The organism is Amycolatopsis sp. NPDC104775 (assembly GCF_055583325.1).
On sequence record NZ_JBVJOE010000002.1, the window covers coordinates 30,245 to 49,370 of the forward strand.

A 19,126-nucleotide genomic window follows, 5' to 3' on the forward strand; every position below is an offset into this window, starting at 1 on the left:
GGTCCTCCGAGCGGAGGACTTTTCCCGCCGGTCGAGCCGATCCGCGACGACCGAAGTGCTTCCTACCGTCGAAAACATGTCGATTACCAGGGAGTTCTTCCGGCATCCGATGCGTACCGGCGCGATCGCGGCGAGTTCGGCACGGCTGGCCGAAGTGATGACCGCCGGGCTGGGTGTCGAGAGCGCGCACAGTGTCGTGGAGCTGGGGCCGGGAACGGGCGTATTTACCGAAGTGCTGCTTCGCATGCTTCAACGCGACGCTCACTTCACCGCGGTCGAAATCAACACGCATCTCGTACAGGAGCTACGCGAACGCTTTCCGACGCTGCACGTTGCGGAAGGTTCCGCGGAACACGTCGCTGCGTACGTGACCATGCCGGTCGACGTGGTCGTCTCCGGCCTGCCGTGGACGGCAATGCATGCCGCGCCACAAACTGCGGTACTGAACTCCGTCTGCGACGTGCTCTCCCCGCAAGGCCGCTTCACCACCTTCGCGTACGCGCACACCGCCTGGACTCCGCCAGCGCGTCGGTTCGCACGGTTGCTGCGAAGCCGCTTCGCGGTGGTCGAACGCACCAGTGTGGTCTGGCGGAACCTGCCGCCGGCGTACGTGTACCGCGCGGCTTTGCCCGTGCGGTCGGGACTGGACCGCTATGGACAGCCTGCTTCAGCCACTTCTTGACGCTCCCGCGCCGCTCGTCTACCTGATCTGCGCCTTGGTGATCATGGCCGAGACGGCGCTCTTGCCCGGCATTGTGCTGCCGACGCTGTCGACGTTGCTGCTCATGGGTTTCCTCGTGCAGCGCGGAACTTTGCAGCTGTGGCCAGCTCTTACCGTCTGCGTCACGGCGGCGTTAGCGGGAGACCAGCTCGCGTACTGGGAGGGGCGACTGTGGGGGCCGAAACTGCGGCGGTCGCGCGTAGGGCAGCGGATCGGCGAAGCGAAGTGGGACAAGGCCGAAGCGACCATCGCGCGTTATGGCGTGCCAGCAGTCGTCCTAGGGCGGTGCCTTGCTGGCGTACGCACTCTCGTACCGCGCGTCGCCGGTTCGGCCGGACTGTCGTACCGACGCTTCTTCGTCGGAAGCCTGTGCGCGGCAGTGTTGTGGGCCGGCGTAGAGCTGACGATGGGTCAGGTCACCGGCTGGGTCGCGCCTTGAGCAGCTCCGCGGTTGACGCGTCGGCGGGCAGGAAAGTTTCGAGACTCAGCTCGGCGACCGTCACGTCGACTGCGGTGGCGAAGTGCGTGATCGCTGTAAGCAGTCGCAATTCGCCCGCCGAGCTGGACAGCTGCAGCGGTACGGCGAAGCCGAGGTGGTCGCCGGACGGTTCGCCGGGCGACGGCAGGTAGCCGGTGAGTTCGTCCAGCAACGCCTGGTGCCGCGGGTCGGGTCCATGCGCCAGAGCGCGGCGAGGGCGTTCGAGGACGTGCTGCGCCCAGTCGGCGAAGTTCTGGATTCGCGGTGCCATCCCTCGCGGGTGCAACGCCAGCCGCAGCACGTTGACCGGCGGTTCGAGCAGCTCCGCCGCCACGCCCTCGGTGAGCAGGTCGAAGCTGTCGTTCGCCGCGACCAGATCCCCGTAGCGGTTCACGACCAGCGCCGGGTACGGCTCGTGTCCGGCGAGCAGCGCACGCAGCGATTCCAGCACCGGCGTCAACGCGGGATCGTCCAGCCGGGTTTCGGGGTAGACCGGCGCGTATCCGGCGGTCAGCAGCAGGGCGTTGCGTTCGCGCAGCGGCAGGCCAAGCGCCTCGGCGACGCGCACCACCATGCCGCGGCCGGGCAGCGAACGGCCGCGTTCCATGAAGCTGACATGGCGTTGCGTCGTCCCGGCTTTCAGCGCGAGGTCGAGCTGGCTGAGCCGGCGGCGGGAACGGGCGTCGCGCAACGCGTCGGCGAACGAAGTGGGCACCTGCGCGATTCTGGCCGGTACCTCAGTCGGGCTGCCATTCCCTGCGGGGAATTGCCGGGACGCCCCGTGGAGCTGGATCGTCGTCGGCGTGGAATTCGGACTTCTTCTTCCCGCCGGACAGGCGCAGCTCGAAGCAGGTGGCACCCCGCGTGCCCTCGTCGCAATGGCCCGCGAAGCCGAACGGCTCGGCTTCGCGTCAATTTGGGCCGGTGACTCGCTTTCCCGGCCCCGGATCGAACCGCTCACCCTGCTCACCGCAGTCGCGCAAGCGACCGAACGCGTCACCGTCGGGACGGCCGTCTTGCTGCCCGCGCACCGCAATCCGGTGCAGGCCGCGATGACCCTCGCCTCGATCGACCTGATCTCCGAAGGACGGCTCGCGGTCGGCGTCGGCGCGGGCTTTCCCGGTTTCAGCGAGCGGGAGTTCGAGCTGGCCGGAGTCGATTTCCGGACCCGGTTCTCGCATCTGGACGACGTGGTGACGCTCTGGCGCGAGCTGTGGACCGGACAGCCTCGCTCGTTCCACGGCAAGGTCCTGCACTACGACTGGCTGCCGCCGGCGGTCCGCCCCGCGCGCCCCGGCGGTCCGCCGATCTGGCTGGGCGGCGCGACCCCAGCCGTGCTTCGCCGCACCGCGCTGCGTTACGACGGCTGGCTCCCGTACCCACCCGATCCAGCGGATTACGCGTCCGGTCTCGCGACAATCCGCGCCGCCACTGAGCGCACGGTAACCCCGTCGCTGTTCTTGACCGTCTACGTCGATCCCGACCCACGCCGCGGCCTTCGCGTCTTGGAGGACTACGCCCAGGGGAACTACGGGCGGCCGTTGTCGCAGATCAGCGCCATCCAGGCGACCGTGACCGGCCCGGTCTCGGAGGTCGCCGCGACGGTGCGCCGCTACGCCGAGGCGGGAGCGGAACACGTGCTGCTGCGCGTCGGCTCCCTGGAACCCGGCGCGGTCGAACAGCAGCTACCCCTGTTGGCGGAGGTGATCGCCGGGGAGCGAAAACCTGTCGGTGCCGCGACGTAGGCTGGGATGGTGACCGACGCTGTACTGTCCGGACTCCTCCAAGCCATCCTTCCCGACCCGGCGCTGCGCGGCGTTGTCGAGCGCGCCGGTGCCCCGCTGCTCGAACTGCAAGGCGCTGTCGCCGTACGGCAGCTCGTGGCCGCCGCGCTGGCCGAAGACGCCGAGCGCGGCGGCGCGGGCCGTCCGGTGCTGGCCGTCACCGCTACCGGGCGGGAGGCCGACGAGCTGACCGCGTCGCTCGGCGCGCTGCTCGGCCCCGAGCGCGTGGCCGACTTCCCGTCCTGGGAGACGCTGCCGCACGAGCGTCTTTCACCGCGCGCGGACACGGTCGGCCGCCGCCTGGAAGTACTGCACCGCCTGCACACCGGCGACGAGAAGCTGCGCGTCGTGGTCGCGACCGTGCGCAGCCTCATCCAGCCGATGGCTCCCGGGCTCGGCTCGCTCGCGCCGATCGACCTGGTCGTCGGCGAGGAGCAGAGCTTCGAGGACCTGCTCGAACGGCTGGTCGAGCTGGCTTACACGCGCGTGGACATGGTCGAGAAGCGCGGCGAGTTCGCGGTCCGCGGCGGCATCCTCGACCTGTTCGGGCCCACCGCGCAGCATCCGGTCCGCGTCGAGTTCTGGGGCGACGAGGTCAGCGAGATCCGCGCGTTCGCGGTGTCCGACCAGCGGTCGCTGCCCGGCGAGATCCAGCGGGTCACCGCGCCGCCGTGCCGGGAGCTGCTGCTGACGCCGGACGTCAAGGCGCGCGCGGCCGAGCTGGCCACCACGTACGAGGCCGACGCGCACCTGGCCGAAATGCTCACCAAGCTGTCCGGCGGCGTCCCGGTCGAGGGCATGGAGGCGCTCATCCCGGTGCTCTGCGAGGGCGAGCTGGCCCTGCTCACCGATGCGATGCCCCAGGGCAGCCACGTGCTGCTGGCCGATCCGGAGAAGATCCGCGCCCGCGCCGCCGACCTCGTCCGCACCGGGCAGGAGTTCCTCGAAGCCTCCTGGACCACCGCCGCGGCGGGCGGGCAGGCTCCGATCGACCTCGGCGCGTCGGCGTACCGGGAGCTGTCCGAGATCGCCTCGCACGCGCAGGACACCAAGCGCCCGTGGTGGACGCTCACTCAGCTGACCAGCGAAGACCCGGATGTCTACCGCGTCGCCATCGAGCCCGCGCCCGCCTACCGGGGCGAGCTGGAACGCGCGATGACCGACCTGCGCGCGCACCTCGCGTCCGGCGGCACCGGCGTGCTGGTCGTCGCCGGGCAGGGCACCGCCAGCCGCGCGGTGGAGCAGCTGATGGCGGCCGAGGTCCCGGCGAAGCACGTCGAGGTGCTCGCCGACCTGCCGCCGGCCGGGGTCGTCACGGTCACCTGCGGCGGGCTCGCGGAGGGCTTCGTCTCGCCGGAGCGCGCGCTCGTGGTGCTGTCCGAGGCCGACCTGACCGGCCGCGGCGCCACCGCTGGATCGTCCACAAAGGACTTGAACACCAAGATGCCGTCGCGCCGCCGCGGCGCGGTCGACCCGCTGGCGCTCAAGGCGGGCGACTACGTCGTGCACGACCAGCACGGCATCGGCCGGTTCGTGGAGATGGTGCAGCGCACGGTCGCCGGCGCGACCCGCGAGTACCTGCTGCTGGAGTACGCCTCGTCCAAGCGCGGCCAGCCCGGCGACCGGCTGTTCGTGCCCACCGACCAGCTCGACGAGGTGTCCCGCTACGTCGGCGGCGAACTGCCCACGCTCAACAAGCTCGGCGGTTCGGACTGGAAGAACACCAAGGCGCGCGCCAAAAAGGCGGTCAAGGAGATCGCCGCCGAACTGGTGCAGCTCTACGCCGCCCGGCAAGCCGCGCCCGGCCACGCGTTCGGCCCGGACACGCCGTGGCAGTCCGAGCTGGAGGACGCCTTCCCGTTCACCGAGACCAACGACCAGCTCGCGGCCATCGACGAGGTCAAGTCGGACATGGAGCGCGGCGTCCCGATGGACCGGGTGATCTGCGGCGACGTCGGCTACGGCAAGACCGAGATCGCGGTGCGCGCGGCGTTCAAGGCGGTGCAGGACGGCAAGCAGGTGGCCGTGCTCGTGCCGACCACGCTGCTCGCGCAACAGCACTTGAACACCTTCACCGAGCGCATGCGGTCGTTCCCGGTCACCATCAAGGGCCTTTCCCGGTTCACGCACAAGGCGGAATCGGACCGGATCCTCGAACAGCTCGCCGACGGCGAGGTCGACATCGTCATCGGCACGCACCGGCTGCTGCAGACCGGCATCCGCTACAAGGACCTCGGCCTCGTGATCGTCGACGAGGAACAGCGGTTCGGCGTGGAGCACAAGGAACACATCAAGGCGCTGCGCACGCACGTCGACGTGCTCACCATGTCGGCGACGCCGATCCCGCGCACGCTGGAGATGTCGCTCGCCGGCATCCGCGAGATGTCGACCATCCTCACGCCGCCGGAAGACCGGCACCCGATTTTGACGTATGTCGGCGCGTACGACGACAAACAGGTCGGCGCCGCGATCCGGCGCGAGCTGCTGCGCGACGGCCAGGTGTTCTACGTGCACAACCGGGTGTCGTCGATCGAGAAGGCGGCGAAACGGATCCGCGAGCTGGTGCCGGAGGCACGCGTCGTCACCGCGCACGGGCAGATGAACGAGGACAAGCTCGAAAAGATCATCCAGGGCTTCTGGGAGAACGAGTACGACGTCCTCGTGTGCACCACGATCGTCGAAACCGGCCTGGACATCTCCAACGCCAACACGCTGATCGTCGAACGCGGCGACATGCTCGGCCTCGCCCAGCTGCACCAGCTGCGCGGCCGGGTCGGGCGTGGCCGCGAGCGCGGGTACGCCTACTTCTTGTACCCGCCGGAAGCACCGCTCACCGAGACCGCGCACGACCGGCTCGCCACCATCGCGCAGAACACCGAACTCGGCGCGGGCATGGCGGTCGCGATGAAAGACCTCGAAATCCGCGGTGCGGGCAACATCCTCGGCGCGGAACAGTCCGGGCACATCGCGGGCGTCGGGTTCGACCTGTACGTCCGGCTCGTCGGTGAAGCGGTCGAGGCGTTCCGGCGGCACGCGGGCGCGGAGCCCGCGGAGGACGAGGAACTGGCCGAAGTCCGCGTCGACCTGCCGGTGGACGCGCACATCCCGCACGACTACGTCCCGGGCGAACGGCTACGGCTGGAGGCATACCGCAAGATCGCGTCGGCGCCGGACACTGCGGCACTCGACGCGGTTCGCGAGGAACTCGTCGACCGCTACGGCCAGCCGCCCGCCCCGGTCACCCGGCTGCTCGCGGTCGCGGCCTTCCGGCACGCCTGCCGCGCGGCTGGAGTCACCGAGGTCGCGGTGCAGGGCAACACGATCCGGTTCGCGCCGCTGCCGTTGATGGATTCACAGCTGGTGCGGCTGAAACGCTTGTATCCCAAGGCGATGTACAAGGCGATCACCAACACGGTGTCGGTGCCGAAGCCGACCGAAGGCCCTGCGGGCGGCCGGATGGGCGCGCCGGTGCTGCGGGATCAGGAGCTGCTCGATTGGTGCACGAAGCTGTTGGCGCAGCTGACGAAAACCCCGGCGGCGGTGTGAGCGATGCGGCGGTGCCCTTGCGAGTGGTGGCCTCAGGTCGCTGAACAGACCTCGAAGCCCGGCGGTTCGGCCGTGGCCAGTCGTAGCGACACGTCTTCCTGCGGCGTCGGCAGCGCACCGCAGCCGGACATCGGCAACGGCCGGGGACGCCGTGGTACCCGGGCTCCCGAACCGCCGCCGCGCCCCGGGTACACCAGCAGGCCGTGTTCGGGGTCCGGCACCGCGTCGAGCGCACCGGTCACGGCGGGCAGTCCTCGGAAGCGATCCCGTTTCTCCTCCGAGGAGAACTCGATTTCCAGCGTCACGCCCCAGCGGTGGACATGCCAGGTCCACTGTTCAGCGCCGTTGGTCAGCGCGGCCTCGGTCAGCCGGTCGCCGTGAGCACGTTGCCACGCGCTCGCCGCGAAGGCCCCGTCGAGGACTTCGATCGACAACCAAGAGTCCATATGTCGACAATAGCCCGCTGAATGCCTCGATGGTGTTGCGTTTCGAGGGCATGTGAGAGGGTAGGGCCTGTGATGCGGATCATGGGGCGCCGCCGTGCGCTGGGCGCCGTTCTCGCCGGAACTTTCCTTCTCGCCGGATGCGGTACCGGCCCCAGTCAGGTGGGCACCGCCGCGGTCGTCGACGGTCAGGTCACCACCATCGACCAGGTTCAGGCGTTGCTCGACCGCGCCGTGCAGGAGCAGCCGTACGCCCGGCAGCTCGCCGCGCGGCACCAGCTCGACCTCGTCGGGCGCGAGATCGTCCGGCAGACGCTGCTGCACGAGGTCGTCGCGAAGGCCGCGCAGAAGGAAGGCATTTCGGTCGACGAGGCCACCGTCAGCGAGGCCATGCAACAAGATCCGCTCGCGTCGCCGGTGCCGGAAGCGGTCACGCAGGACCAGTCCGCGGCCGTCACTCAGCTTGTCTGGCGGCTGCGCGACCACCGCGAGGCCGTCACCGATCAGTACTTGCAGCAACGGATCGCGCTGAAATACCTGCCGACGCTGTCGGTGAACTTCGACTACACCAGCATCGGCGCGCCGACCTCGGAGAGTCAGGCCCCGTCGATCGATCCGAAGACCGCGCGCAGCCAGGCCATCGCCAAGGCGGAGGAATACGCGAGCGACCCAGGCAAGATCCAGGCCGACATCCAGCACGGCGCGCAGGGCAACGTGGGCCAGCAGGCTCCCGCGCTGTCGTCGCCGCAGGACGCCGCGACCGTGCTGTTCGGTGTCCCCGCGAACACCGCGATCGCCTTCCAGCCGAACCCGGCGAGCGCGCCGACCTGGTGGGTCACCGCCGTGGTGCGGAAGCGGACGACGGATGCGAAGGTCGCCACCGACCAGGTCCAGCAGCCGACCGCGGCTCAGCTGGGCGCCATCGGCGTGCGGATGCTGCAGCCGTATGTTGGCAATGTGAACTTCAAGATCAACCCGCGTTACGGCGTGTGGGACGCGGTCGGCATGAACCTCGCTCCCAGTGCGGCCGAGGTCACGGGTGTGGCTGTGCCGGTGCACGGCGGTGCCCCGGCGAAGCAGTGACCGGCACCGTAGTCCTGGTCCGGGGAGCGACCCTGCCCGCGGCCGCTCTGCCTCTGCTTCGCACCAGCGCCGTCTACGCCGCGACCGACGTCGACCCCGCGCAGTTCGGCGTCCCGCCGGTCGGCCAGTCCTTCGCGGACATCGTGCTGCTCGCCGCTTCCCGCACGGAACCGACAGCGGCCGCGATGCTCGACGCTGGTGCGCGCCTGATCGAAACCCCAGTGCCCCCGCTCGTCGAAGCGGTCGAGGTCATGGACCGCCTGCGCTCGCCGGGCGGCTGCCCGTGGGACGCCCGGCAGACCCACGAATCCCTGCGGCAGTACCTGGTCGAGGAAACGTACGAACTGCTGGAAGCCATCGAGGACAACGACCGCGCGGCCCTGCGCGAGGAACTCGGCGACGTCCTCCTGCAGGTCTTGTTCCACGCCCGCGTGGCCGCCGAACACGGCCGGGCCCCCTTCACCATCGACGACGTGGCCAGCGACCTGGTGGACAAACTGGTCGGCCGCCACCCGAACGTCTTCGGCGACGCGGCGCGGATCGCTTCGGCCGAGCACCAGGAATTGAAGTGGGAAGAGCTGAAGCAGGCCGAGAAGCAGCGTAAGTCCATTGTGGACGGTGTTGCTCTCGGCCAGCCCGCCGTCGCACTGGCCGGGAAGCTGGGCCAGCGCAGCGGCCGGGCCGGGATCCCGCTGGACTTGTTCCCGCAGGATTCCTCGGCCCCCGCCCAGCTGTTCCGCACGGCGGCGACCGCCCGCCGGGGCGGGTTGGATCCGGAGGGCGAACTGCGGGCGGTGGCGAAACAGTTCGCCCGCGACATCCGAGCGGCGGAGGCGGCGGCCCGGAATGCCGGGGTGGAACCGGCGACGCTGGAAGCTGAGGGCTGGCGGAAGTTCTGGCCGTCGGCTTGAGTCGGGCCGGTGCCGGAGGGGTGCCGCGAGTTGTCTTCGTTTCGTTCGCGGAGCGGGTTCTTCGCACTTTTCGGCGCACGGTTGGGCTGTGAACTTCGGGTCTGGGCTAGTTCCGCAGGGTTGGCGGCAGTGAGTTCTGGCTGATGGGAAGGCGGTCTGATCTGCCCTGATTTTCGCGGCAGGCGGACCTGTCCGGACTTTCAGTCTCGCCCCTCTGATCTGCGCGCTCGGCTTTGCGGGTGCGCTCCCGCTCGCCTTGCGGAAGGTCCGGGCTCTCGTGCGTTTCTGGACGATGTTGGTCTCCGCCCAGCTCTTGTGATGTCATTTCCACACTGCTTGCGGCTGCTTGCGATCGTGCTCGGCCGCGAAGGGTCCCCGCCTCGGCCTCGCGTTCGTGCCGAGCACCCCGCGCTGCCGCTGCGGCCGCGAATGGTCCGTGCCTCGGTCTCGCATTCGCGCCAAGCACCCCGCCGCGCCTCGTCACCCGATGGTCGGAGGTCATCCCCATCCGGCCACAACACCCACGGTCCCCGGCACGATTGCGCCCGGCAGCCGACCTCCCGTGCTGCCTGTGACTTAGATCACTTATTTTAGAGAACCGGGAGCGCAGAGGTGGCGTCTTGCCGGGTGTGAAGCACAAGCCACCCAGGGAACCGGACGAGGAACGCCTCCTCCGGCGCACCGCCCGCGGTGACCGTGCGGCGTTCGAAGAGCTTTACCGCCGCACGTCGCCGTGGCTCGCGATTCGCCTGCGTCGCCGCTGCTCCGATGACCAGATCGTCGCGGAGGTGATGCAGGAGACCTACCTCGCCGTGTGGCGTGCCGCGGGTTCGTTCGCGGGCGTCGTCACCGGCGGCTCCGCCGTGGGCTGGGTATGGACCATCGCGGTGCGGCGGCTCATCGACGCGTACCGCCGACGTGCGCATCACGCACATCCGCCGCCCGGGGTGCACGAGTCGCTGTCCGCACCCGCCGCCGAGGAGGAAGCACTGGCGGCGACGGTCGGCGATTCGGTGGGCGACGCCTTGCGCAGCCTCGCACCGGAACTGCGCGAGGTACTGCAAGCCATGGTGCTCGACGGTTTGTCAGTCCGGGAGACCGCGATCCTGCTCGGCCTGCCCGAGGGAACGGTCAAGACCCGGGCTCGCCGTGCCCGGATCGCGATGCGGGAGGCGTTGTCGTGAATGTCGTGAAGCGAGACGCGACCGTGCTCGGGGTGCTGGAGGGAACGGTCAAACCCGGGTCGCGCTGCGGGAGGCGTTGTGCCGAGTGCCGTGGTGAGGCTGAGCGCGATTTCGCGGGGCGTGCTGAAAGGCATGGCCTGGGCTCGGGCGGGGTTGTCGTGAAGCGAGAAGCGATCCCGCTGGCCTGCCAGACGGCAAGGCCAATCCCACGCCCACCCTGCCGGGGTGCAAGGGGTGTCGTCATGCAGCGAGGCGTGATCCCACTGGCCTCTGCTGAAAGTCATGGTCAAGGGCTGGACTCGCCGTCGTCGGAAGACGCACTCACGAACGCCGCCAAGAACCCTGCCGAAACCCAGCCGGAGAGCACAGCCAAAACCCGCTCCCACACCGCGCCGAGGAAACCGTTGCAGGCAACCCAGGAATGTCTGGAGGAGGTCAAGCCATGAACCACGTATCCGACCGGATGCTCGCCGGCTACGTCGCCGGTCGCGCACTGCCGGGGGACGAGGCATGGGCGATCGAAGGGCACCTGGAAAAGTGCGCCCAATGCCGCGCCCGGCTCGCCGGTGCGTCCACCACCGAGGTAGCCGGTCTGCTCGACACCGTGTGGACCGGTCTGGAACCGGACCTCGCGCGCTCGCCGCAGCCAACCCCGCGCCGGGCCGCGGCGTGGCTGCATTGCTGGGCGACTCCGGTCATGATGCCGTGGCTGCTGATGGTCGTCGTGGTCGGCGCGCTGTCGATCTACCTCGACCGCTCGCTTCGCGAGGGGCTGTCGTTCGTGCAGTTGCTTTCCCCGGTGCTACCGGTATTCGGGGTAGCGGCGGCGTGGTCGCGCGGGCTCGACCCGTCGTACGAGCTCACCGCGGCCACTTCTCGCGCCGGGCTGGAGCTGATCTTGCGGCGGACCACGGCGGTCGTGGTGCCGATCCTGGCGGTGCTGTTGTTCGCGGGCTGGCTGGTCGGCGCGCGGATGGGGTTCGGGCTGCTGCCGAGTCTCGCGTTCACCACGGGGACTCTCGCGCTCGGCACGTTCATCGGCGTCGCCTGGGCGGCGTCAATCCTGATCGGCCTGTGGCTCGGCGCGCTGGTGGTGCCGAGCGTCGCGTTCGGAGGCTCGGTCCTGCTGGAGGACGTCGCCTGGCCGGGCTGGCTCGCGGCCGCTGTCGTCGCGAGCGTGTTCGTAGTGCTTCGCCGGAACACCTTCACGCAGCTTGCTGCGCATCACTGACGGAAACGAGAGGGGAAACCGATGCGGGCTGTGGAAGCCGCCGAAGTCGCGCCGGCGACTTATGCCTGGGAAATCCAGGCGCAGGGACTGAAAGTGCGGGTTGGCCGCAAACGGATGGCTGTCGACGGTCTCGACCTCGCGCTCGGCACGGGGGTGCACGGGCTGCTCGGGCCGAACGGCGCGGGCAAGACCACCTTGATCCGCACCCTGGCCACGGTGCTGCGGCCAACCGAAGGGAAGCTGACGCTGCTCGGCGAGTCGATCGGGGGGCACCTCGACCAGCGCGGGCTGCGCCGCCGGATCGGGTATCTGCCGCAAACCTTCGGGTATTACAAGCGGTTCACCGTCCGCGAGTTCGTCGAATACCTGGCGTGGCTCAAGGAAATGCCCCAACAGGAGGTGCCGGGCGCGGTGCAGCGCGCGATCGAGCGGGTCGGCCTCGCCGAACGCGCCGAGGACAAAATGAAGACATTGTCCGGCGGCATGATCCGCCGGGTCGGCATCGCGCAGGCGATCGTGAACGACCCGGTGCTCCTGCTGCTCGACGAACCCACCGCCGGGCTCGACCCGGCGCAGCGGTTGCGGTTCCGGGAGCTGCTGCAGGAAATCGGCCGGGACGCGTGTGTCGTCGTGTCCACCCATCTGGTCGAGGACGTCGCCGCGGCGTGCTCGGACGTGGTCTTGTTCGCCGCTGGGAAGCTGGTTTTCCAAGGCACGCCAAAGGATCTAGCCGCGGCGGGCAGCGAGGCGGACGTCGGCGACAGCCCGATCGAGCGCGGCTATTCGGCATTGCTCGGTCACGCGCAGGGGAAGGGGTCCTGGTGATGCGCGTGTTCCGGATCGAGCTCCGGCGCACCATCGCGGTCTGGGTGCCGGTCGCGATGCTGGCGGTGAGTCTGGGGCTGCTGCTGTTCTCGCGTGGGCCGTGGGTCTCCGGCTCCGCGGCCTGGAACGAGACGTGGCTGACCTCGGTGCGGTGGCCGCGTTACCTGCTGGTGCTGATGTGGCCGATCATCGTCGGGGCCGCGGCGATCCAGGGGATGCGGGACGCTCGCGCGGGAGTCGGCGAGTTGTTCGGCTCGACTCCCCGGCCCGCCGGGCAGCGAGCCGCGACGCTCGGTCTGGCGCTCGGTCTCGCGGCGGTGGTGGGTTATCTGGTGCTCGTCGCCGCCGGGGTCGGGCAGGTCGTGGCGAAGGGCGGGCTTTTCACCACGGCATGGGTGATGCAGCTGGTGCTCGGTGTGCTGTCCGTGGTCTCTGGCGTGGCGCTGGGGCTCGGCGTCGGGCGGTTGTTGCCGTATCCGATCACCGCTCCGGCGCTGGCTGTGCTCGCGCTGGCAGGCTGCCTCTTCGCACAGGTGTCGGGAATGAACGGAGCGGCACCGAACGCGGTGGTGCTGCTGGGGATCGGGCAAGTGCAACCGCACAGTCCGTTCGATTTGCCGAAGCCCGCGGTGGAGATCGGGCAGTTGAGCTGGTTGCTCGGGCTCACCGCCGCCGGAATCGTGGTGCTGCTGGCCAGTTCGGCGCGAACCCGGCTGCTCGCACTGCTCCCGGTGGCGGCAGGGTTGGCGGCTGCGTTGCCGCTCTTCCCCGCCTCGGCACAGGACAACTACGCCCCGGACAAGACAGCGGTAGCGCTCGTGTGCGACGGTCCGGTGTGCGTCACGCGATTGCACGAGGATTGGCTGTCCACTGTGGCCGGTCCAGCTAAGGAAGCTCTGCGACGGCTGGAGAAACTGCCACAATACCCGACCCGGGTCGAGGAATCGGCAGAGCCCTACCGCACCACCAAGGTAGGCCCGCGAGATCCGACCCGGATTCTGATTCAGCCGGACGCGGTTGAGCTGTACAACAAAAGCGGCTCAAGCCTCACCATGGCGCTGCTCGGCGGTGCCGGGACCGCGCCGTGCCATGCGGCGTCCTACGGAGGCGAGCGAAACGATCGAGAGGACGCCGCGCGCTGGGTAATGGCGCACTGGCTAATCGGCACTTACTCGCCGCCTTTGCACGTTGAGCTACAGGCCAAGGCAGACCAGGCATGGGCGGCTCTCAAGGCAGTGCCGGAGACGGAGCAGACCGCCCGTATGGCTGCGGCGCGGCAACTGGAGTTGAACTGCTCTGGTGACCCGTTGAAGGTCCTCATGGAAGGGGCGCGCTAATGCGGTGGATAGTGCTGTACGCGCGTTCGCGCCACCTCACCGTGTCGTTGGCCGCGGTGTTGCTCTGTGCAGCCGTTTTCCCGCCGCTGCTAGGGCGAAACTGGACGACGGTCTTCGCGACCATCACCCTCGGGGCCGCGGTCTCGGTAGCAGGCGTAGGCCTCAGCGGACAGGACATCGACCTGGACCGCACGGCCTCCTTCCGCTGGCCGCCTCGGCGGCTAGTACACCTGCTGCTGATCGGCGCGGTGGCCGGTGGAGTAATGCTTGCCGCGCAAGGCATCGCCGACCTTCCGGCGGACACCGGCCGGACCCTGCGCAACGCCGCCGGGCTTCTCGGTCTCACTGGGCTGGCGGCTACGTGGTTCGGCGGCCAGTTCGGCTGGACGTTGCCATTGGGGTGGGCGATGACGGCGGCGTTCATCCCGAGAGTCACCGGTCAGGTTTACGACATCGTGGCCTGGCCGATGGCGACGGCGGATTCCCCCGCGGCGTGGTGGACAGCTGGTCTGCTGTTCGTGGCGGGCACGGCGGCGTACACCGGGGCGGGTGCTCGTCGATGAGTCAGCGGACCGGAAAGCCAGGCGCAGCCCCGTCCCTCCCCCGGGCAGGGGCGGGACTGCGGACTGGCGCGGTTTCAGACGTTCCGGTTGTTCGGCTTCATTTCCAGCGGTTCGCGGTCCTGGTCTTCGACGCCCATGCTGATGATGCGTTTCGGGTGGATGCGGATGACGGCGCCGTCGAGGTGGCCGTCTGGCTCGAAGGCATTCGGCACGGCTTCCGCCCAGCCGCGGATTTCCAGGCAGCGCACGCGCATCGGTTTCGTCGAGGGCTGGTCGTCGATCACGATGGCGACGTTGCCGTTGGCCTCGACGTTGCGGTACTTCCGGCTTTTCGTCAGGTTGTACCCGGTCACGTCGATGGTCTGGGTCTCCGGGTTCCAGGTGAACGCGACCGGGCTGACCTGCAGGGTTCCATTCGGCTGTTGCGTGGCCACGCGGGCGAGAGGGTGGGTGGCCAGGTAGTCGAGTTCCGCTTCGGTGAACATGCATCTACCGTGCAAGTTCAAGCTTGCTTGAAGTCAAGCGCACGCGCGGAATCACGTGCTCGGCGAACCGCCGCATCTCCGCTTCGAAGGGCTGAAATTGCAGCATAAACGTCTCGATTCCCAGGTCAGCCCACTCGCGGATGCGCTGCGCGACGGTGTCGTAGCTGCCCACCAGACCGGCCGCGGTGCCGCCGTTCGTGCCGATGTGCGGGTACTTCGCGAACGTCTGGAACATCACCGCTTTCGGATCGGCATCCGCGACCAGCGCCTCCCAGCGGGCCTTGCCTGCCTCCGCCAGCTCCCACAACGCCGCCAGTTCCGCCTCCGCCTCGGCGTCGGTTTCGCGAGCCACCACGAATGCCGACAGTCCGAAACGGACCGGCGCACCGTTCCGAGGGCGGGCGGCGACGTCCGCGATCAGCCGGGCGACGTTCTCCTTCGGCTGCCCGTTGATGAACCACACGTCGGCCTTGTCCGCGACCAGCGCTCGCGCCGGGTCCGATTCGCCGCCCACGTAGACAGTCGGCGACGAGCCAGCAGGCCGCAGCTGGTATCCATCGACCTGAAAATGCTTGCCCTCGAACGAAACCCGCTCACCGGCCAGCAGCCCGCGTACGACGCTGATCCATTCACGGCCGTAGGAATACCGTTCGTCGTGCTCGGCGAATGGAATGCCCGCCCGCTCCAGCTCCGGCTTGTACCAGGCGTTGACCAGGTTCAGCCCGAACCGGCCGCCGCTGATCTCCTGGATCTGCAGGGCCTGCTTCGCCAGCACCACCGGATGCACGAGATACGGCTTGATCGCCGCGATGATCTCGATCCGTTCGGTGAGCGCGGCGAGCGCCGCCGCGGACGTCCACGTGTCCAGCTGGTCCAGTTCGTCGCCGAAAGGGTTCACCACGTGCTGTGCGATGAGCGTCGAATCGAAGCCGAGCCGGTCGGCCTCGACGATCAGCCGCCGGTTGCGCTCCCAGCTGGCGTCCACCGGATCGTCCGGATGATCGAACGGGCCCCACGACCCGTAGACGACCGCCCACACCCCGAACCGCGGCTGTGCCACAGCGACCACGACCGAACTCCTCACCTCGCGCGGATGAACGCGGTCACCGTCGCTTGCCCGGAAGGCGCCGGCAACCGGTCCCACGCAGTGGCGGGGCGGGACGGTTTGTACTGGTCAGGCGAAGAGCCCGTCACCCCAGTTGCTGGTCGGCGTGAGGCCCGGCGGGATCGCGAAATGGGCGGAACCGGTGTGCTGCAGGTACTCCATCATCGCGTCCTTCGACGACAGCACCTGCTGCATCGGGACGTACTGTGTGCGGGTGTCCCGGTTGAACGCCAGGAAGAACAGCCCCGCTTCGAGGTGCCCGACCCCGTCGGAACCGTCGACGAAGTTGTAGCCGCGGCGCAGGATCTGCACGCCCTTGCGCGTCTGGCGCGAGGCCAGCCGGATGTGCGCGTCCTCGGCGATCAGCGGGGTCCCGCCCGCGCCGCCGACCTGCAGGTCGACCTGGTCGAACTCGCCGGTCTGCCCGAGCGGCGCGCCGCTTCCCTTGGTGCGCCCGACAATCTTCTCCTGTCCGTCGAGCGTTTCGCGGTCCCAGGTTTCGATGTGCATCCGGATCCGGCGTGCCACGAGGTAGGTGCCGCCGGCCATCCAGGCCTGCCCGTCGCCGGCCTGCGCCCACACCTGGTCGCGGAGCACGTCGGTGTCCTCGGCCTTGATGTTGTTGGTGCCGTCCTTGAAACCGAACAGGTTGCGCGGCGTCTGCTGCGAGCGCGAGGTCGAGGAACTGCGTCCAAACCCGAGCTGCGACCAGCGCACCTCCGTGACGCCGAAACCAAGCCGCACCAGGTTGCGCACCGCGTGCACCGCCACCTGCGGATCGTTCGCGCAGGCCTGGATGCACAGGTCGCCGCCGCTGCGGGCCGGGTCGAGTTTGTCCTTCGGGAACGCCGGAAGGTCGATCAGCTGCGGCGGACGTTTCGAGGCGAGGCCGAACCGGTCGTCGAAGAGGGAGGGGCCGAAGCCGATCGTCAGCGTCAGCTCGGAGGCGGGCAGGTCGAGTGCCTCGCCGGTGTCGTCCGGCGGGGCTTGCGACGAGCCGCCGAGCGCGCCGTTCGGGCCGACGTCCTGGCCCGCGGTCATCCGCCGTGCCGCGGCCGTCCAGGTGCGCAGCAGTTCGCGGAGCTTCTTGACGTCCTTCGTGGTCACGTCGAGCGCGGCGAAGTGCAGGTTCTGCTGCGTCGGCGTGACGATCCCGGCCTGGTGCTCGCCATGGAAGTCCACGGTCGACCCCGCGGCGGAGGCGGGGGTGGCGCCGCCGAGCCGGTCGATGCCGACCCCGGCCGCCGCGCCCGCGCCGGCCAGCGCGACCCCCGCGCCGGCCAGCCCGAACAGCTTCCGGCGGGAAACCCGGGTTCCCTCGGTGGTCTCGGCTCGCGAGGTCACTTCGACACGACCTCCGCGACCTTGCTGAGCGGCTCGCTCAGCGCGTCGACCGCCGAGGCGAACGTCTTGATCTGGTCCTGGGAGAGTTCGTTGTAGTACTTGAAACCGTCCCCGGAGCGGGTCTTGTCCAGCAGGCCCTGCACGTTCGCGAATTCCTTGTCCAAAGTGGACACCAGGGCCGCGTCGCGCTCCTGCAGGATCGGCCGCAGCGCGGCGATCGCGCCCTTGGAACCGTCGAGGTTGGCCTGGAAGTCCCACAGGTCGGTGTGCGAGAAGGTCTCCTCCTCGCCGGTGATCTTCTTGGTCGCGACCTCGTCGAGCAGGCCCTTCGCGCCGTTGGCCAGGTCCAGCACGCTCAGTTGCAGCGTCTTGGTCTTGGCGACGAGCGCCTTGACGTCGGTGAGCAGCTTGTCCGCGATCTGCGGGCTGTCCGGCTTCAATCCGGTCGTCCAGAGGTCCTTCTCCAGCCGGTGGAAGCCGGTGAACTGCTGGCCCGGCTCGACGTCGGCCTCCCGGGCGTCGATCGACGGATCGAGGTCGCCGAACTTCTCCGCGACCGGCTCGATCCGCTCGTAGAACACGCGGGTGCGCGCGTACTCGGCCTTCGCCTCGTCGAGCTTGCCCGCCTTGACTGCGGCGACGAACTTCGCGGTTTCGGTCTCCAGCGCGGAGCTGTTGTTCTCGACGTAGGTCGCGTAGCTCTTGGTGGCAGCGGCTTTCTGCGCGCTGGCGTTGTTCTGGCTCTGCGCGCCGCCGGTGACGGTGAAGTCGCCGCGGATGCCGTTGCCGGCCATGCCCGGCTTGCACGCTGTCTGGTACTTGCCCGCGTCCGGGACCTCGACGATGAGCCGCCGGTTCAGTCCCGGCGCGATGTTCTCGACCTCGCCCATGATCCGGTCGCCCTCGGCGTAGAGGTAGAACTCGGTGACCTTGCTGCCCTTGTTGGCGATCTCGAAGGTCAGGTTGCCCGCGGCCGCGGTCGTCGCCGACACCGAACAGGCGGTGTCGGACGCCTCGACCTTGATCGGCCCGCCCGCGGCCGCGCCGGACGGACCGGACGCGGAGTTCGTGCTGTCGCAGGCGGTCAGCGCGACGAGCGCGCCGAGGCCGGTGAGCACAGCCGTCGAGGTTTTGCGGAACTGGGGCACTGTCACTCCTTGGCGGCGGCCGGGGCGGCCGGAGCCGCCTCGGTCTTGGTCTTGCGGGCGGGCTTGAGGAACAGCGGCAGCACGATCGCCACGTAGGCGACCCACGCGATCGCTTGCAGCACAGTGGTTTGCTGCGAGTAGTTGAAGATTCCCTTGAGCAGCGCGCCGTACCAGGAGGTCTCCGGAAGCGTGCTCGACGCGTCGAAGGCGAGCGTGGTCAGTCCGGGAATGAATCCGGCTTCCTGGAGGTCGTGCAGGCCGTAGCCGAGGACACCGGCGGCGACGAACACCAGCAGCACGCCGGTGATCGTGAAGAACTTCGCCAGGTTGAACCGCACCGCGCCGCGGTAGAGCAGGTAGGCGAGCACGATCGCGGCGGCGATCCCGATCACGAACCCGATCAGCGGCTGCAGGGTGTCGGATTGCGCGGTCTGCACGGCCGAGTAGAAGAACACGGCGGTTTCGAGCCCTTCGCGGCCCACCGCGAGGAACGACAACAGCAGCACCGCCGCCAGACCGACCTTCAGCGCGTCCTCCATCTTGCCGCGCAGCTCGGCCGCGATGTGCCGGGAAGCTTTGCGCATCCAGAAGATCATCGCGGTCACGAAAACGACCGCGACAATGGAAAGACTCCCGCCGAGCAGTTCCTGATGCTCAAAGCTCAGCTGCGCGGTGCTGTAGGTGAGGATCGCGCCGACGCCGATCGACAGCAGCACGGCCGCGCCGACGCCGGGCCACACGAACCGCAGCGCGTGCCGTCGATCGGTTTTGACGAGGAAGGCGACCAGGATGCTCACCACGAGAGCGGCTTCGAGGCCTTCGCGCAGCCCGATGAGCGCGCTCGAAAACACCACTGTTTCAGCCCTCCTTCGACTACCTGACCTGATGTTTTTAGGTAAGGCTTGCCTGTAAGTCCAGAGGGAGGTTCGCTGAGCGGG

General features: G+C 69.0%; 18 protein-coding genes. 11 read left to right on the forward strand and 7 right to left on the reverse strand.

The genetic code is table 11. The features are described from left to right. Positions 1–76 precede the first annotated feature (76 nt). Both ACZ63D_RS09040 and ACZ63D_RS09045 read left to right on the forward strand, forming a co-directional pair. Positions 77–682 (forward strand): class I SAM-dependent methyltransferase, encoded by a 606-nt coding sequence (locus tag ACZ63D_RS09040; RefSeq protein WP_465353762.1) that lies wholly within the window; start codon positions 77–79, stop codon positions 680–682. Beyond that, complete coding sequence (locus ACZ63D_RS09045) at positions 654–1,160, forward strand: DedA family protein (protein WP_465353763.1); 507 nt, start codon at positions 654–656, stop codon at positions 1,158–1,160. Before ACZ63D_RS09040 ends, ACZ63D_RS09045 begins: the two co-directional genes overlap by 29 nt. On the opposite strand, the gene ACZ63D_RS09050 is transcribed toward ACZ63D_RS09045, so the two are convergent. Continuing rightward, positions 1,138–1,914 carry an MmyB family transcriptional regulator gene (locus tag ACZ63D_RS09050; protein ID WP_465353764.1) on the reverse strand — a complete coding sequence of 259 codons (777 nt, stop codon included), beginning with the start codon at positions 1,912–1,914 and terminating at the stop codon, positions 1,138–1,140. The genes ACZ63D_RS09045 and ACZ63D_RS09050 overlap by 23 nt on opposite strands. Before the next feature lie 88 nt (positions 1,915–2,002). On the opposite strand from ACZ63D_RS09050, the gene ACZ63D_RS09055 reads away from it, so the two are divergent. Beyond that, positions 2,003–2,944 carry an LLM class flavin-dependent oxidoreductase gene (locus ACZ63D_RS09055; protein ID WP_465353765.1) on the forward strand — a complete coding sequence of 314 codons (942 nt, stop codon included), beginning with the start codon at positions 2,003–2,005 and terminating at the stop codon, positions 2,942–2,944. Positions 2,945–2,950: 6 nt separating this feature from the next. Next, positions 2,951–6,529 carry a transcription-repair coupling factor gene (gene mfd, locus ACZ63D_RS09060; RefSeq protein WP_465353766.1) on the forward strand — a complete coding sequence of 1,193 codons (3,579 nt, stop codon included), beginning with the start codon at positions 2,951–2,953 and terminating at the stop codon, positions 6,527–6,529. A gap of 32 nt (positions 6,530–6,561) precedes the next feature. Here mfd and ACZ63D_RS09065 read toward each other — a convergent pair whose 3' ends face one another. Further along, positions 6,562–6,975, reverse strand: a complete 414-nt coding sequence (locus ACZ63D_RS09065) for a hypothetical protein (protein WP_465353767.1) — start codon at positions 6,973–6,975, stop codon at positions 6,562–6,564. Between the two features lie 81 nt (positions 6,976–7,056). On the opposite strand from ACZ63D_RS09065, the gene ACZ63D_RS09070 reads away from it, so the two are divergent. The 7 genes from ACZ63D_RS09070 to ACZ63D_RS09100 all read left to right on the forward strand — a co-directional run bounded on the left by ACZ63D_RS09070 (position 7,057) and on the right by ACZ63D_RS09100 (position 14,106). Next, complete coding sequence (locus ACZ63D_RS09070; RefSeq protein WP_465353768.1) at positions 7,057–8,055, forward strand: hypothetical protein; 999 nt, start codon at positions 7,057–7,059, stop codon at positions 8,053–8,055. Beyond that, positions 8,052–8,966, forward strand: a complete 915-nt coding sequence (locus tag ACZ63D_RS09075; protein ID WP_465353769.1) for a nucleoside triphosphate pyrophosphohydrolase — start codon at positions 8,052–8,054, stop codon at positions 8,964–8,966. The genes ACZ63D_RS09070 and ACZ63D_RS09075 overlap by 4 nt, the downstream gene beginning before the upstream one ends. Positions 8,967–9,595: 629 nt before the next feature. After that, positions 9,596–10,150 (forward strand): RNA polymerase sigma factor, encoded by a 555-nt coding sequence (locus tag ACZ63D_RS09080; RefSeq protein ID WP_465354729.1) that lies wholly within the window; start codon positions 9,596–9,598, stop codon positions 10,148–10,150. 442 nt (positions 10,151–10,592) lie between these two features. Next, complete coding sequence (locus ACZ63D_RS09085) at positions 10,593–11,381, forward strand: zf-HC2 domain-containing protein (RefSeq protein ID WP_465353770.1); 789 nt, start codon at positions 10,593–10,595, stop codon at positions 11,379–11,381. Between the two features lie 21 nt (positions 11,382–11,402). Further along, positions 11,403–12,206, forward strand: a complete 804-nt coding sequence (locus ACZ63D_RS09090; protein WP_465353771.1) for an ABC transporter ATP-binding protein — start codon at positions 11,403–11,405, stop codon at positions 12,204–12,206. Next, positions 12,206–13,543 (forward strand): hypothetical protein, encoded by a 1,338-nt coding sequence (locus ACZ63D_RS09095; protein WP_465354730.1) that lies wholly within the window; start codon positions 12,206–12,208, stop codon positions 13,541–13,543. Before ACZ63D_RS09090 ends, ACZ63D_RS09095 begins: the two co-directional genes overlap by 1 nt. Next, positions 13,543–14,106, forward strand: coding sequence for a hypothetical protein (locus ACZ63D_RS09100; protein ID WP_465353772.1), 564 nt, complete (start codon positions 13,543–13,545; stop codon positions 14,104–14,106). The genes ACZ63D_RS09095 and ACZ63D_RS09100 overlap by 1 nt, the downstream gene beginning before the upstream one ends. A 74-nt stretch (positions 14,107–14,180) precedes the next feature. Here ACZ63D_RS09100 and ACZ63D_RS09105 read toward each other — a convergent pair whose 3' ends face one another. The 5 genes from ACZ63D_RS09105 to efeU form a co-directional block, all read right to left on the reverse strand. Next, positions 14,181–14,591 carry a PPOX class F420-dependent oxidoreductase gene (locus ACZ63D_RS09105; RefSeq protein ID WP_465353773.1) on the reverse strand — a complete coding sequence of 137 codons (411 nt, stop codon included), beginning with the start codon at positions 14,589–14,591 and terminating at the stop codon, positions 14,181–14,183. A 4-nt stretch (positions 14,592–14,595) separates the two neighbouring features. Next, the gene (locus ACZ63D_RS09110) at positions 14,596–15,660 is read right to left on the reverse strand and encodes an LLM class flavin-dependent oxidoreductase (protein WP_465353774.1); all 1,065 of its coding nucleotides are present in this window, start codon (positions 15,658–15,660) and stop codon (positions 14,596–14,598) included. Between the two features lie 105 nt (positions 15,661–15,765). Continuing rightward, a complete protein-coding gene (gene efeB / locus ACZ63D_RS09115; protein ID WP_465353775.1) occupies positions 15,766–17,040 on the reverse strand; it encodes an iron uptake transporter deferrochelatase/peroxidase subunit in 1,275 nt (424 codons plus the stop codon). After that, positions 17,037–18,188 carry an iron uptake system protein EfeO gene (efeO, locus tag ACZ63D_RS09120; protein WP_465353776.1) on the reverse strand — a complete coding sequence of 384 codons (1,152 nt, stop codon included), beginning with the start codon at positions 18,186–18,188 and terminating at the stop codon, positions 17,037–17,039. The genes efeB and efeO overlap by 4 nt, the downstream gene beginning before the upstream one ends. Before the next feature lie 2 nt (positions 18,189–18,190). Beyond that, positions 18,191–19,042: an iron uptake transporter permease EfeU gene (gene efeU, locus ACZ63D_RS09125; protein WP_465353777.1), complete on the reverse strand. Its 852-nt coding sequence runs from the start codon at positions 19,040–19,042 to the stop codon at positions 18,191–18,193. Positions 19,043–19,126 lie beyond the last annotated feature (84 nt).